The organism is Pelagivirga sediminicola (assembly GCF_003072125.1).
Classification (GTDB): Bacteria; Pseudomonadota; Alphaproteobacteria; order Rhodobacterales; family Rhodobacteraceae; genus Roseovarius; species Roseovarius sediminicola.
In genome coordinates this window covers 96,531-109,850 of the sequence record NZ_QCYH01000003.1, presented here as the reverse complement: position 1 = coordinate 109,850, position 13,320 = coordinate 96,531, and the positions used below count along the sequence as shown (strand labels likewise).

14 protein-coding genes are annotated in these 13,320 nt (G+C 67.1%); 3 read left to right on the top strand and 11 right to left on the bottom strand.

The genetic code is table 11. The features are described 5' to 3' along the window. Positions 1-72: 72 nt before the first annotated feature. The 10 genes from DC366_RS06840 to DC366_RS06795 all read right to left on the bottom strand — a co-directional run bounded on the left by DC366_RS06840 (position 73) and on the right by DC366_RS06795 (position 8,894). Positions 73-822 (bottom strand): sulfite exporter TauE/SafE family protein, encoded by a 750-nt coding sequence (locus tag DC366_RS06840; protein WP_108691471.1) that lies wholly within the window; start codon positions 820-822, stop codon positions 73-75. Positions 823-939: 117 nt separating this feature from the next. Then, positions 940-1,416, bottom strand: coding sequence for a hypothetical protein (locus tag DC366_RS06835; RefSeq protein ID WP_108691470.1), 477 nt, complete (start codon positions 1,414-1,416; stop codon positions 940-942). A 2-nt stretch (positions 1,417-1,418) separates the two neighbouring features. Continuing rightward, positions 1,419-2,240, bottom strand: coding sequence for a DUF3100 domain-containing protein (locus tag DC366_RS06830; RefSeq protein ID WP_108691469.1), 822 nt, complete (start codon positions 2,238-2,240; stop codon positions 1,419-1,421). An 82-nt stretch (positions 2,241-2,322) separates the two neighbouring features. Beyond that, positions 2,323-3,846 (bottom strand): aldehyde dehydrogenase family protein, encoded by a 1,524-nt coding sequence (locus tag DC366_RS06825; RefSeq protein WP_108691468.1) that lies wholly within the window; start codon positions 3,844-3,846, stop codon positions 2,323-2,325. Then, positions 3,843-4,751: an NAD(P)-dependent oxidoreductase gene (locus tag DC366_RS06820; RefSeq protein WP_108691467.1), complete on the bottom strand. Its 909-nt coding sequence runs from the start codon at positions 4,749-4,751 to the stop codon at positions 3,843-3,845. The genes DC366_RS06825 and DC366_RS06820 overlap by 4 nt, the downstream gene beginning before the upstream one ends. Positions 4,752-4,859: 108 nt before the next feature. Next, positions 4,860-5,768 carry a LysR family transcriptional regulator gene (locus DC366_RS06815; protein WP_108691466.1) on the bottom strand — a complete coding sequence of 303 codons (909 nt, stop codon included), beginning with the start codon at positions 5,766-5,768 and terminating at the stop codon, positions 4,860-4,862. Beyond that, positions 5,768-6,910 (bottom strand): amidohydrolase, encoded by a 1,143-nt coding sequence (locus tag DC366_RS06810; protein WP_108691707.1) that lies wholly within the window; start codon positions 6,908-6,910, stop codon positions 5,768-5,770. The genes DC366_RS06815 and DC366_RS06810 overlap by 1 nt, the downstream gene beginning before the upstream one ends. Before the next feature lie 127 nt (positions 6,911-7,037). Then, positions 7,038-7,841, bottom strand: coding sequence for a DUF4336 domain-containing protein (locus tag DC366_RS06805; protein ID WP_243405060.1), 804 nt, complete (start codon positions 7,839-7,841; stop codon positions 7,038-7,040). 2 nt (positions 7,842-7,843) lie between these two features. Continuing rightward, positions 7,844-8,395, bottom strand: coding sequence for a peptidylprolyl isomerase (locus tag DC366_RS06800; RefSeq protein WP_108691465.1), 552 nt, complete (start codon positions 8,393-8,395; stop codon positions 7,844-7,846). Beyond that, entirely contained in the window at positions 8,388-8,894 is a 507-nt protein-coding gene (locus DC366_RS06795; protein ID WP_108691464.1) for a peptidylprolyl isomerase, read from the bottom strand. Before DC366_RS06795 ends, DC366_RS06800 begins: the two co-directional genes overlap by 8 nt. Before the next feature lie 131 nt (positions 8,895-9,025). On the opposite strand from DC366_RS06795, the gene DC366_RS06790 reads away from it, so the two are divergent. Together DC366_RS06790 and DC366_RS06785 are read left to right on the top strand one after the other, a co-directional pair. Continuing rightward, positions 9,026-10,219: a phosphoglycerate kinase gene (locus DC366_RS06790; protein WP_108691463.1), complete on the top strand. Its 1,194-nt coding sequence runs from the start codon at positions 9,026-9,028 to the stop codon at positions 10,217-10,219. A gap of 81 nt (positions 10,220-10,300) precedes the next feature. After that, a complete protein-coding gene (locus tag DC366_RS06785; RefSeq protein ID WP_108691705.1) occupies positions 10,301-11,194 on the top strand; it encodes a fructose bisphosphate aldolase in 894 nt (297 codons plus the stop codon). Between the two features lie 17 nt (positions 11,195-11,211). Here DC366_RS06785 and DC366_RS06780 read toward each other — a convergent pair whose 3' ends face one another. Beyond that, the gene (locus DC366_RS06780; RefSeq protein ID WP_108691462.1) at positions 11,212-12,825 is read right to left on the bottom strand and encodes an acyl-CoA dehydrogenase family protein; all 1,614 of its coding nucleotides are present in this window, start codon (positions 12,823-12,825) and stop codon (positions 11,212-11,214) included. A 165-nt stretch (positions 12,826-12,990) separates the two neighbouring features. On the opposite strand from DC366_RS06780, the gene DC366_RS06775 reads away from it, so the two are divergent. Continuing rightward, entirely contained in the window at positions 12,991-13,290 is a 300-nt protein-coding gene (locus DC366_RS06775; RefSeq protein WP_243405059.1) for an FtsB family cell division protein, read from the top strand. The last annotated feature ends 30 nt before the right edge of the window (positions 13,291-13,320 follow it).

The window sequence follows — 13,320 nt, the reverse complement described above, 5'->3', positions numbered from 1 at the left end:
ATTGTGTTCCGAGGCAGGCAGCGGCGCCGCACCCATCTTCGGCCCGATCGCCCTGCCATGTCCAGCCCCGCGTCAGATCCGCGCAAAGAACACCGCCGTCATTGTCGTCCCGATGACGACCACCGCGGCGCGCACCACATGCGCAGGCACCCGGCGGGAGGCCCGCGCGCCGACATAGCCGCCAATGGTGGCCGCGATCATCATCAGCGCCGCCTCGGGCCAGTGGACAAGCCCGGCCAGCGCGAATGTCGCGACCGCCGCACCCGACACTGCAAAGGACATGCCGTTCTTCAGCCCGTTCATCATGTTCAGATCGCGCATGCCAAGCCCCGACAGCAGCGCCAGCAGGATGATGCCCAGCCCGCCGTTGAAATATCCGCCATAGATGCAGACGAGCAGGCCCGCCGCGTTGGCCTGCCAGCCTTCGGCGTTGACATGCCGCTGCGCCCAGTCCGCGACGCGCTTGCCGAACGCGAACAGTAGCGTGGCAAAGCCCAGCAGCCACGGCACGATTATGGCGAACACCCCCGGCGACGATACCAGCAGCAAGAGCGAGCCGAGAAAGCCGCCGAGCGCCGAGATCCCGATCAGCAGCCACAGCTGCCGCGCGGGCACCTGCCGCAACTCCTGCACGAATCCCAGCGCGCTGCTCAGGTAGCCGGGAAAGACGGCCACCGCGCTGGTCGCGTTGGCGGCGATGGTGGGAACGCCGGTAAAGACCAGCGCCGGGAATGTCAGAAAGCTGCCGCCACCGGCGATGGCATTGATCGCGCCGCCGAAAAACGCGGCGACGGTCAGGAGCAGGATGTCGGGCAGGGACATGGGCGGCACTTTCGTGATGGTGCCGCCGGAGTAACGATCCCGCCAGACAGGTGAAAGGGGCGCATTGCAAAAAGGGGCGCGCAACTGCGCGCCCCTCATGTCACGCGCGCGGCGGCGTTACAGGAACAGCTCCGCGATGGCGGCCGAGCCGACATAGGTGCCCGTCATCACCAGCACCGCGACGATGAAGATCTTCCACCCCGAGGATTTGGCGATGTCGATCTCCTGCTGGGCGATGGCGATGCCCGCATAGGCCAGGCACGGCGTGGCCAGCGTCAGGAAGTTGACGTTCGTGGCCTGCGCGATGATCCACTCGCTGCCCGGTGTCCACGGCAGGGTCAGCAGGATCCCGACCAGCGAGATCCACGCCACCGAAGGCAGCTTGACCGGCACCATTTCGGTCAGCAGAAGGCCGATCATCGAGATCACGTAAAGCACGATCAGCCCGACAAACCCGTCGGCGATGGGAATGTCCGTCGCCACCGTATTGCCGACCAGCCCGATCAGGCAAACGATGACCAGCACCATCGCATGTGCGGACAGGCTCAGCTTGCGCTCCTGGGTGGGGTCAAATTGTGTATCGCTCGTGTTCATGGTCACTCTCCCGCCTGTGCGGACTTGTCCTTGCGCCCCATCAGGTCATACAGCTTTTCGGTGATCGGCAGCGCCACGAAGACGCCCAGATAGATGCCGGTGGCATAGGTCAGAACGTTCGACGCCCCGGCCAGCGCCAGGATCTGTTCCTTCATCTCGGGCACCGCACTGGCCAGCGCGCCCGTGCAGGCCGCCATCATCGAGCCCGAGCCGATGCCGCAGGCCATCGCCAGCGCCTCGACCGAGAAAAGGCCCGCGGTGGCGAAGATCGACGCCAGAATGGCAAAGATGAAGGTGCCGAACAGCGTGCCGATGACATAGACACCCATCACGCCGGCGCCCTCCTGGCTTTTCAGGCCGTATTTGTCGGCGATGATCGCGATATTCGGCTCGCGCGCGACGGAAAAGCACGCACCGATGGATTCGCGCCCCATCCGCAGCGCCAGCACGGCGACCGGGAAGGCGATGACGATGGTGCCGAGGTTGCCCAGCTCCTGCAGCAGCAGCGCGGGGCCGGCGTCGATGATCTGCTCCATCTGCGGGCCGATGATGGTGCCGAACTTGGCGATGAAGGGCATGATCGCGATGACGATCAGCGGCGACGCGGCCCTGACGTCGTTATCCTTGATCCAGACGCCCGCGCCCTTGATGACGTTGGGGTTGATCAGCAGGCCCAGGATGAACGCATACAGCAGCGGCAGCAGCAGGATCGACCCGATGCCGATGGGAATGGCGATCACGCCGATAAGCTCGCTTATGATGGTGATGACCAGCACGCTGAGATGCAGCCGCCAGTCCAGCACCATATCCATGGTTCGTTGCATTTTGTCCCTCCCTCGACAGTGCAGGATTGCACATTTCCGCTTTGCTCTCAGTTAAGCCGCGGTCGCCTGCCTTGGCAACCGTTCAGCCCGGCGCGTAGCCAAAGCCGACAGCCGGATCCTCGGCCGTCTCCACCCAGACGGATTTGGTCTGCGTATAGGCCGCCAGCGCCTCGCGCCCCGAAGAGCGGCCATAGCCCGACCGCCCGAAGCCGCCGAAAGGCGACATCACGTTGATCGTCTTGTAGCTGTTGACCCAGAACGTACCCGCGCGGATGCGGGCCGCCATGCGGTGCGCGCGGCCCACATCCTGCGTCCAGACCGCCCCGGCCAACCCGTAGGGGGTGCCGTTGGCCAGCGCTATGGCCTCTTCTTCGGTCTCGAATGTCAGGACCGACAGGACCGGGCCGAACACCTCCTCGCGGGCGATCTCCATTTCGGGGGTCACGCCGGTCAGGATGGTGGGTGCATAGAAATAGCCGCCGCTGGCCTTCAGCGCGTCCGGTTTGGCCCCGCCGGTGGCGATGCTGGCGCCGCCTGAGGCGGCGGCGCGCACCATCGTGTCGATCTTCTGCCACTGCGCGGCGTTGTTGACCGGCCCGATCTGCGTTTGTGCATCATTCGGCATGCCAACGGGAATGCGCGCGCTGGCCTGTGCCAGCTTCTCCACCATCTCGTCATGGACCGAGCGCTGGACCAACAGGCGCGAGCCTGCCACGCAGCTTTGCCCGCAGCTGGCAAAGATGGCCGCTTGGGCGCCGATCACGGCGCGGTCGATATCGGCATCGGCAAAGACGATGTTCGCCGATTTGCCTCCCAGCTCCAGCACCGCCGGCATGGGCTTCAGCGCGGCGCGCGCGGCAATCGCGCTGCCTGCCTCGGCCGAGCCGACGAAGACGGCCAGCCCCGTGGCCGGATGGTCGATGATCGCGCGGCCACTTGTCGGCCCGGCGCCCGCGATCACGTTGACCAGCCCGCGCGGCACGCCCGCCTTTTCGCACAGAACCGCGATGACCAGCGAACTGAGCGGGGTCAGCTCCGACGGCTTCAGCACCACGCCGTTGCCTGCACAGATCGCCGGCGCGACCTGCCAGCAGCAGGTGAAAAGCGGCGCGTTCCACGGCGTGATCTGCGCGACGACGCCGATCGGCTCGTGCCGGGTATAGTTCAGATGCGTGCTGGGCACCGGGATCACGTCGCCGGTGATCTTGTCGCACCAGCCGGCGTAATATTCGAACATCTCGGCCATGCGGCCCGGCTCGCCGCCCGTGTCGCGGATGGGGCGGCCGGTGGAGATGCATTCCAGCTCGGACAGGGGCGCGGCATGGGCGCGGATCTGGCGCCCGATCTCGAACATGATGCGCCCGCGCTCGGACGCGGTTTTCGCCCACCACTCGGCCTGCGCGTCCTGCGCCGCCTCGGCGGCCTGCGCGACGACATCCTCGCCCGCATCGCGATAGGTCGCGAAAACGGTGCCGGTGGCCGGGTCGGTCAGGGACAGCTCATCGCCGGTGCCGGGCTGAAAGCTGCCCGCGACATAGCTTTGCACATCCGGCACGCCCAGCAATTCCTGCAGCAGCTCGGCCACGCGGTTTGAAATATCGCTCATCTTTCGTCTCCTTCGAAGCGGGCCGCGCCTGGATCGCCCATCAGCATGAAATCGTCATCGTCGGCCAGCCCCGAGCGGCCCTCGCTCCACAGCTCGGCGACCAGATCGGCCAGCGGCATCGCGCAGCCCTTTGCGGCGGCCATTTCCAGTGCCAGCCGCACATCCTTGCGCATCAGCCCGGTCGAGAAGCCGCTGTCGAAACTGCGCGGCAGCACCCAGGTGGGGTAGTGGATCTCGCTGATCGCGCTGCGGCCGGTGGCGGCATTGATGACGCCAAGCGCCGCCTCGGCGCTGACGCCGGAGGCCTCGGCCAGCTTGAGGGCTTCCAGCGTGGTGATCATGTGGCTGGCGACCAGCATGTTGTTGACCAGCTTGGCCACGTTCCCCGCGCCGCTGGGTCCGACATGGATGATCTTTTGCCCCAGCGCCTCCAGCACGGGCATGGCGCGCGCCACATGCGCCTCCTCGCCGCCCAGCATCATCGCCAGCGTTCCGGCGGCGGCGCCGGAGGGCCCGCCGCTGACCGGCGCATCGACAAAGCCATGCCCGGCGGCGGCCAGACGGGACGCAAGCGCGCGGCTGATTTCGGCCTCGGAGGTGGATGTGTCGATCACGATGCGCGGCGCGCTGCCTTGGGCCAGGTGGCCCGCGCTCTCGGCCTCGGCGATCACGGCCTTGACGTGATGGGCGGCGGGCAGGGACAGCACGATGACCTGCGCGGCCCCGAACACGTCCGCCGCGCTGGGCATGGCGGCGGCGCCCGCGTCGGTCGCGCGGGACAGGGCGGTTTCGGACAGATCGAAGGCCGCAGGCTCGAACCCATTGCGGGAAAGGGTCTGCGCCATGCCGATGCCCATGGCGCCAAGGCCGATGATTCCGGCGCGGATCTGCTCTGTCTGTGGCATGGCGCCCTCCTGCTGGTGAAATTCGGGTCCGGCCGACTATCGGAAGCCGGGGCGCACACAAATAGTGCGCAAAGCAGCTACAGGGCGTTGCGCAGGGCGCAACACGCGTCAGTCACGAAAGGCGATCATGTTCTGCGCCAGAAACGTCGCGGCCAGTTCGACCGATTTCGGCAGGCGGCGGCGCGCGCGGACCATCAGGTGGGCGCTGACCTGCTGTAGCGAGGCCTCCTGCACGGGGACAATCGCCAATTCGCCGCGCGCGGCCTGTATCGACACCGAAAAGCGCGGCAGGAATGTCGCTCCCATCCCAGCGCAGACATAGCGGATCAGCAACGTGATCGAGCTGGTCTCGATCTGCGGGCGCAGGGCCAGCCCCTGATCGCCCGCGGCGCGGCCCACCAACGTGCGGATGGCATGGCGCGCATCAAGCAGGGCGAGCGGTTGCTCCAGCACCTCGCGCAGGCGCACCGACGCGCGCGCTGCCAGCGGCGAACCGGCCGGCACGATCGCGCAAAGCGGCTGGCGCCCAAGGGCAAGCGAGCGGATCGCCTCGCTTGGGGCCGGGTTGTAGGCGATGCCGATATCCGCCTCGCCCAGCACCACGCGGTCCTGCAATGCGCCCGTGCCGGCCTGATCTATGCGATAGCGCAGGTCCGGATGCGCGCGGGCCAGCGGGGCAAGCCCGTTCTGCATCAGATCGGCGGTGAACCCCTCGCCCACGGCGATACGCACCGCGTGCCCCGCACCGTCGCCATAGCGGCCAAGCTGGTCCAGCAGGAACGTCTGCTCGTCCTGCAGGTGCAGCGCGTGTTCCTGCATCAGCCGCCCCGCGCCGGTCAGCGCGACACCCTGCGCGCTGCGCTCCAGCAAGGGCGCGCCCAGCCGCGCCTCGATATCGGTGATCTTGCGGCTGATGGCCGAGGGCGCGATATTCAGCCGCGTCGCCGCGCGCCGGATTGACCCTTCCTGCGCGACGCAAAGGAATTCGCGCAAGAACCGGGGGTCAAGGCTGTCCATCAGCCGCGCGTGGCATGCCGCGCCAGACGCACCCAGAATTCCGCGCCGATCGGCAGCACCTCGTCATTGAAATCATAGCTGGCGGCGTGAAGGCCCGGATTGGCGCCCGCGCGCCCCGCGCCCAGCCACAGATAGGCGCCCGGCACCTTTTGCAGCATGAAGGCGAAATCCTCGGATGCCATGCTGGGGTCCGTGTCGGAGGTGTCCAGCCCCATCGCATCGCCGATCTCGCGCACGATGGCAGCCTCGGGCGCGGTGTTGATGGTGGCGGGATAGCGGCGTTGGTAGTCCAGAATGGCGGTGCAGCCATGCGCGGCGGCGATCCCCTGCGCGACCTCGCCCAGTCGCCGCTCCAGCGTATCGCCGGCATCTGCATCGAACCAGCGCGCCGTGCCGGCCAGCGCGGCACTGTCCGGACAGATATTGTAGGCCGAGCCGGAATGGATCTGCGTGATCGACATGACGCCGGGCGTCAGCGGCGATAGATCGCGCGCGGGGATTTCCTGCGCGGCGGCGGCGATGCGCGCGGCGGCGGCGACCACGCCATCGCTTTGCTCGGGCATGGCGCCGTGACCGCCCTTTCCGGTGATGGTGATGTCGAAGACGGCAAAGGCCGCCATCATCTCGGCATCGCGCGCCACCATGCGCCCGGGCGCCAGCGCCGGCCAGTTGTGGATGCCATAGACCGAATCGCACGGGAACCGATCGAAGAGGCCGTCCTCGATCATCACGCGCGCGCCGGCCTCTGCCTCCTCGGCGGGCTGGAAGATCAGCTGAACGGTGCTGCCCGTCACGCCCTCGACCGCGATCTGGCGCGCGGCCAGCAGCAGCATGGCGGTGTGCCCGTCATGCCCGCAGGCATGCATCATGCCGGGCGTGGTCGAGGCATGGTCCAGCCCCGTCACCTCGGTGATCGGCAGCGCGTCGATATCGGCGCGCATGCCGATGCGTGGGCCGCCGCCATCCCCCATCGTCGCAACCACGCCGGTCGTGGCCAACCCGCGCGTCACCTGCCAGCCCCAGCCGTCCAGAAGCCGCGCGATCATATCGGATGTGCGCGTCTCGCAATAGGCGATCTCGGGGTGGCGGTGCAGGTCATGACGCCACGCCACCGCCTCGCTGATATGGGTGCTGTCGAACATGGGTTTGCCCTTTCCTACTGTCTGGCGTGTCTGCGCCAGAAGATGCCCGGAATGATGCCGCATCGTCGGCCAATCAGGCGCATCGGGCAAGGCCCGAAATGGGCGGGGCCGTTCCCGGTTGCCGCAATCAGTCTGCGGGGGGCTTTTTGCGACCCGCCTCGATCTGCGCCATGGCGGCGGTCCATTCGCGATCGCGCAGGACCCTGCGGAAGGCGCGGCGCAGCTCGCCGACCGCATCGCGCCCGTACCAGCGGCCATGGGCGAGGATCAGGCGCTGTGGCTGCCATGCGATCATTGCCTCGATCGATTCGGCCAGCGGCGTCTTGCGAAAGGTCATGCGCATGTCCGGCGGCATCTTGCCGTCGCTCGAGTCTATTCCGGCCAGCCATACCAGGGAACGCATCCAGACCGGCAGGTGCCGTGTCTCGAAATTCTCGATGAGGTCGGTCAGGATCAGCGTGGACGATTTGCGGTGATGAAACACCGCCTCGCGGTGTTTCCTGCTGCCCCGCGCGATCATCTGGTCGATCTGGCCGTCCCACGCGCGCGGCGGCGTCTGGTCGATCTGCGCATCGAACTGCAAGGGCAGGCCCTGCCGCGCGGCGCGCTCTGCCACGCCGGGGGCGGCATGCGCCATCGCGCCGGGATAGGCGCGCTGCCAGTCGGAGATATTGACGTAGTGCAGCCAGTTCGGCGCAACCAGATGCGCGACCGGGCCCAGCGCGCCCAGCTCGTCGCGCAGCGTATCCGTCAGCAGTGTCGGGGAGTGGACCCAGAGATCGCCGTTCGCCAGCCGGATGACCGTGCAGCGCGTGGGATAGGGCATGCCGTAAAAGGACACGGCAGGCCCGTCGATCAGCCAGATGTCCGTTGCCACGGGCTTGAGCGTGTTCAGAGGCTCATGGCCCGTGGCATGTTCGCGCGGCGCCAAGCCTACTCGGCGACCGTGACGGTGGTCATCACATCGGGCTGCCCGACGACGGCGCCATTTCCGCCCGAGCCGCGCTTGATCGCGTTCAGCACGTCCATGCCGTCCGTCACCTGGCCGACCACGGTGTATTGGCCGTTCAGATGACCGGCGGGGGCAAAGTTGATGAAGAACTGGCTGTTGGCGCTATCGGGATCGTTGCTGCGCGCCATGCCAACGGTGCCGGCCTCGAACGGGCGGTCCGAGAATTCGGCTGGCAGATCGGGCATGTCCGAGCCGCCCATGCCGGCGCGGCTCATGTCGCCGCCCTCCAGCTTGCCGAATTCGATATCGCCGGTCTGCGCCATGAAGCCGTCGATCACGCGGTGAAAGACGACGCCGTCATAGGCGCCCTGCCGCGCCAGTGTCGTGATGCGCTCGACATGGGCGGGCGCGACATCCTCGAACAGATCGATGGTGATGGTGCCGTTGGCCTCGCCCGCGACGTCGATTTTCAGCTCGGTCGCCAGCGCGGGGGCGGCGGCGAGGATCAGGGTTGCTGCCAGAATGTTACGCATCGGAGGCCACCTTGACGCTGATCATGCGGTCGGGGTTCGCGGGCGGCTCGCCCTTGGCGATGTTGTCCACATGCTCCATCCCCTGAATGACGCGGCCATAGACGGTATACTGGCCGTTCAGGAAATGGTTGTCCTTGAAGTTGATGAAGAACTGGCTGTTGGCGCTATCGGGGCTGGCGCTGCGCGCCGCGCCAAGTGTGCCGCGGTCATGCGGAATCTTGGAAAACTCGGCCTTGAGGTTGGGCAGGTCGCTGCCGCCGGTGCCTGCGGCGCGGGGGTTATAGTCCTTTTCCATGTTGGCGTTGGCCACGTCGCCGGTCTGTGCCATGAAGCCGTCGATCACCCGGTGAAAGGCCACGTTGTCATAGGCGCCGCTGCGCGCCAGTTCCTTCATGCGCTCGGAATGGCCGGGGGCGACGTCGGGCAGAAGCTCGATCGCGACGGTGCCGTCCTTCAGCTCGATCAGGATGGTGTTTTCGGGGTCTTTGATCTCGGCCATGTGGGCCTCCTGTTGATGGGCATTGCCCCGATATCTAGGCGCTGGCGGGCCGATTGCCAAGCGCCCGACCTTGACGCATGCGCGCGCAATCGCCAAGACAAGCGCGGCAAAGCCAAGGCAAGGATAGGCGCATGAGCTGGAAAACCCTCGACGATATGAACCTGCGCGGCAAACGGGTGCTGACGCGCGTGGATATCAACGTGCCGGTCGAGGCCGGACGCGTCACCGACGCCACCCGGATCGAGCGGATCGTGCCCACCGTTCTGGACATTCTGGCCAAGGGCGGCAAGCCGATCCTGATCGCCCATTTCGGCCGCCCCAAGGGCAAGGTGGTGCTGGACCTGTCGCTGCGCGCGATCCTGCCCGCGCTGCAGGGCGCGCTGGGCCGCTCGGTCCGCCTGATCGAAACGCTGGACGGCGCCGAGAACCTGACGGCCGAGGCCGAGGCCGCCGATGTGCTGCTGCTGGAGAATATTCGCTTCTATCCCGGCGAGGAGGCGAATGACGAAGAGTTTGCCGCCCGCCTTGCCGCGCTGGGCGATATCTATTGCAACGATGCCTTTTCCGCCGCGCACCGCGCCCATGCCAGCACGGCGGCCATCGCGCATCTGCTGCCCTCTTGCGCCGGGCGCCTGATGCAGGCCGAGTTGCAGGCGCTGGAGGCCGCGCTGGGCACGCCGAAGCGGCCCGTCGTCGCGGTTGTCGGCGGCGCCAAGGTATCGACCAAGCTGGATCTGCTGAGCAACCTGGTGGAGCAGGTGGACAGCCTGATCATCGGCGGCGGCATGGCCAACACCTTCCTTGCGGCGCAGGGCCTGCATGTGGGCAAATCGCTGCGCGAGCGTGACATGGCGAAAACCGCGCGCGAGATCATGGCCAAGGCCGCCGACAAGGGGTGCGACATCATCCTGCCCGCCGACATCGTGGTTGCGCGCGAATTCGCCGAAGATGCCTCGCACGAGACGCTGGCGGTCCATCTGTGCCCCGATGACGCGATGATCCTCGATGCCGGCCCGCAAAGCGTGAAACGGATTGTCGAGGCGCTGGATGCCGCCAGAACGCTGATCTGGAACGGCCCGCTTGGCGCGTTCGAGATCGCGCCGTTCGATGCCGCCACCAACGCCGCCGCCCGCCATGCGGCCGAGCGCACGCGGGCGGGCCAGCTTATTTCGGTGGCCGGCGGCGGCGATACCGTTGCCGCGCTGAACAGGGCCGGGGCGGCCGAGGATTTCACCTATATCTCGACCGCCGGCGGCGCGTTTCTGGAATGGATGGAGGGCAAGGACCTGCCCGGCGTCGCGGCGCTCAAGGGCGGGGCGCGTTAGCGCGACCATAATTGCAAGCCTACCTGCGCTGTCATAGAAGCAGCGCAGCAGAGTGAAATTTGTATCGAGCGGAGCCAGATGATGCCCAACGCAGCCCAAGCAGAGAAAATTCGCGCCGGGAACGGTTTTGTCGCCGCATTGGACCAGTCGGGCGGCTCGACCCCCAAGGCGCTGGCGCTCTACGGCGTGCCCGAAAGCGCCTATTCGGGCGAGGCCGAGATGTTCGACATGATCCACGCCATGCGGTCGCGCATCGCGCAGGCACCGGATTTCAACGGCGACAAGGTGCTGGGCGCGATCCTGTTCGAGATGACGATGGATCGCGATATCGGCGGCAAGCCATCGGCGAGCTATCTGTGGGAAGAGCGCGGCGTCGTGCCGTTCCTGAAGGTCGACAAGGGTCTGAAGGACGAGGCGGACGGCGTGCGCCTGATGAAGCCGATGCCGGATCTGGACGCGCTGTGCGCGCGGGCGGCAAAGGCGGGCATTTTCGGCACCAAGATGCGCTCGGTCATCGACGCGGCATCGGCCAGCGGGATCGAGGCCGTGGTCGCGCAGCAGTTCGAGATCGGCAAGCAGATCCTGTCGCACGGTCTGATCCCCATCATCGAGCCGGAAGTGACCATCTCGATCGACGACAAGGCCGAGGCCGAAGCGCTGCTTCTGGAGGCGCTGCGCCGCCATCTGGCCGCACTGCCGGAGGGCACCGAGGTGATGCTGAAGCTGACGCTGCCGGAGACGGCGAACCATTACAAGGCGCTGGTCGATCATCCTGCGGTGATGCGCGTCGTCGCCCTGTCCGGCGGATATTCCCGCGAGGAGGCCAACCGCCGCCTTGCACAGAATACCGGCATCGTGGCCAGCTTCAGCCGCGCGCTGACCGAGGGGCTGTCGGCGGATCAGACGGATGCCGAGTTCAATGCAGCCATCGGCGCCACGATCGACAGCATCCACGCGGCGTCCGTCGCCGGATAAGCCGCGGGCCGGGGCCGTCAGCCCAGCCGCGCCAGGATCGCGGCGGTATCGACGCCCGCGATGGCGCCCGGCACGCTGCCACGCTCGCCCGCAAGGCGGGTGGCGATATAGGCCTCGGCGATGGCCGGCGGCGCGCCCCGGATCAGGACCGACGCGGTCAGAAGCGTGGCAAGGCTGCTGGCATACCAGCGCGCCTGACCTTCCTCGGGCAGGCGGGGAAAGCGGCCCATATGCGCCCGCAGCGCGGCGTCATAGCGGCGATACTCGCCCGTGACCTGGGCCAGCATATCGCTCAGAACCTCGCCCGCCGCAGGCACGCTGCGCAAGGTGCGCAGGATGTCGAGGCAGATGACATTGCCCGACCCTTCCCAGATCGAATTCAGCGGCGCCTCGCGGTAAAGCAGCGGCAGGCCGGTATCCTCGATATAGCCCATGCCGCCAAGGCACTCCATCGCCTCGCCCACGACGGTGGGGCACAGCCGGTTGCCCAGAAACTTGGCCAGTGCCACACCCAGCCGGGCAAAGGCGCGGTCGCGCTCGCCGCTGCCGTCAAAGGCCCGTGCCACCGCCATGCCGAGCGCCAGCGCGCCCTCCCAGTCAAGCGCAAGGTCCGCCAGAACCGAGCGCATCAGCGGCTGGTCGATCAGCTGCGCGCCCGCCACGCTGCGATGGGCGCACCAGTGATGCGCCGCGCCAAGGGCCGCGCGCATCAGCCCGGCGGGCGCCAGCGCGGTGTCCAGCCTTGTGTGGTGGATCATCTTGATCACGCGGCGGATGCCGTCGCCTTCGTCGCCCAGCGGATACGCCAGCGCATCGGCATATTCGATCTCCGCCAGCGCGTTCGAGCGGTTGCCCAGCTTGTTCTTGAGCCGCAGGATATGGATGTTGTTGCGCGTCCCTTCCGGCCAGCGCGGCACGAGGAACGCGGTCAGCCCGCCGGGGGCCTGCGCCAGCGTGACGAACCCGTCCGACATCGGCGCCGAGCAGAACCATTTATGCCCGCGCAGGCGATAGGCGTCGCCGTCGCGCACCGCGGTTGTCGTGGTGCCGCCAAGATCCGAGCCGCCCTGCTTTTCGGTCAAGGCCATGCCCAGCGTCGCCGCCGCCTTGCGCGCCAGCGGCGCCACGGCGGGATCGTAAAGGCGCGCGGTCAGTTTCGGCACCCATTCATCGAATAGCGGCCGGGATGCGCGCAGCGCCGGAACGGCGGCGTAGGTCATGGTCATGGGGCAGCAGACCCCCGGCTCGACCTGGCTGGTCATGTAGACCATCGCGGCGTGGGTGGAATGGCCGCCTGTCGCCCCCTCCCACGGCAGCGCGGCATAGCCTGCGCCCAGCCCCGCCTGCATCAGCATGTGATAGGTCGGGTGATACGTCACCTCGTCCAGACGCCTGCCGCCCGTGTCGAACAGCTGCGCCTCCGGCGGGTGGCGGTTTGCCTCCATCGCCGCCTCGCGCATGGCCAGTCGGCCGATCTTGCGGCCATATTGGCCCAGATGGGCGCCGTCGGCGGCGCCCGCGTGATCGCGCAGGGCCGGATCGCCCTCCCACAGGTCCAGATCGCCGCGCGGGGCGGGCTGGTTCATGACCTCATGGGTGTCCGTCATGTGATGGGGCCGGGAACTGGACATCGGCAACTCTCCTGTTACGGCTGTATTTTACGCGGTCCCGACGCAAGATTGCAACGCCCGGCGCTCACTTGCCACGCCATGCCAGAAGGGGATTCCAATGCCGGGTTGTCTGTGTCAGTGTGCCCGCAAGGCCCGGCAGAGGCCCAAGGCAACGAGGCAAGTGCAGTGAACCATCGTAAAAAGCCCGCATTGGGCGTGTTCGTTTATTTCGCCATCGCGTTCGCGCTGGGCACTTATTTCACGTTCGCCGCCGTTCAGGGTGATTTCGGTTTGTTCAGCCGGGCCGAGATCGAGGCAGAGGCGGAAACGCTTCAGGCGCAGCTGGATGAGCTGAACGCGGAAATCGCGGTGATGGAAAACTTGACGCGGCGGCTGTCGGACACCTATCTTGACCTCGACCTGCTGGACGAGCAGGCGCGTTCGGTCATCGGTCTGCTGCGCAACGACGAGATTGTCATTCGCTGATCCCCCCCCGACCTGACTGTTGCAAATCGC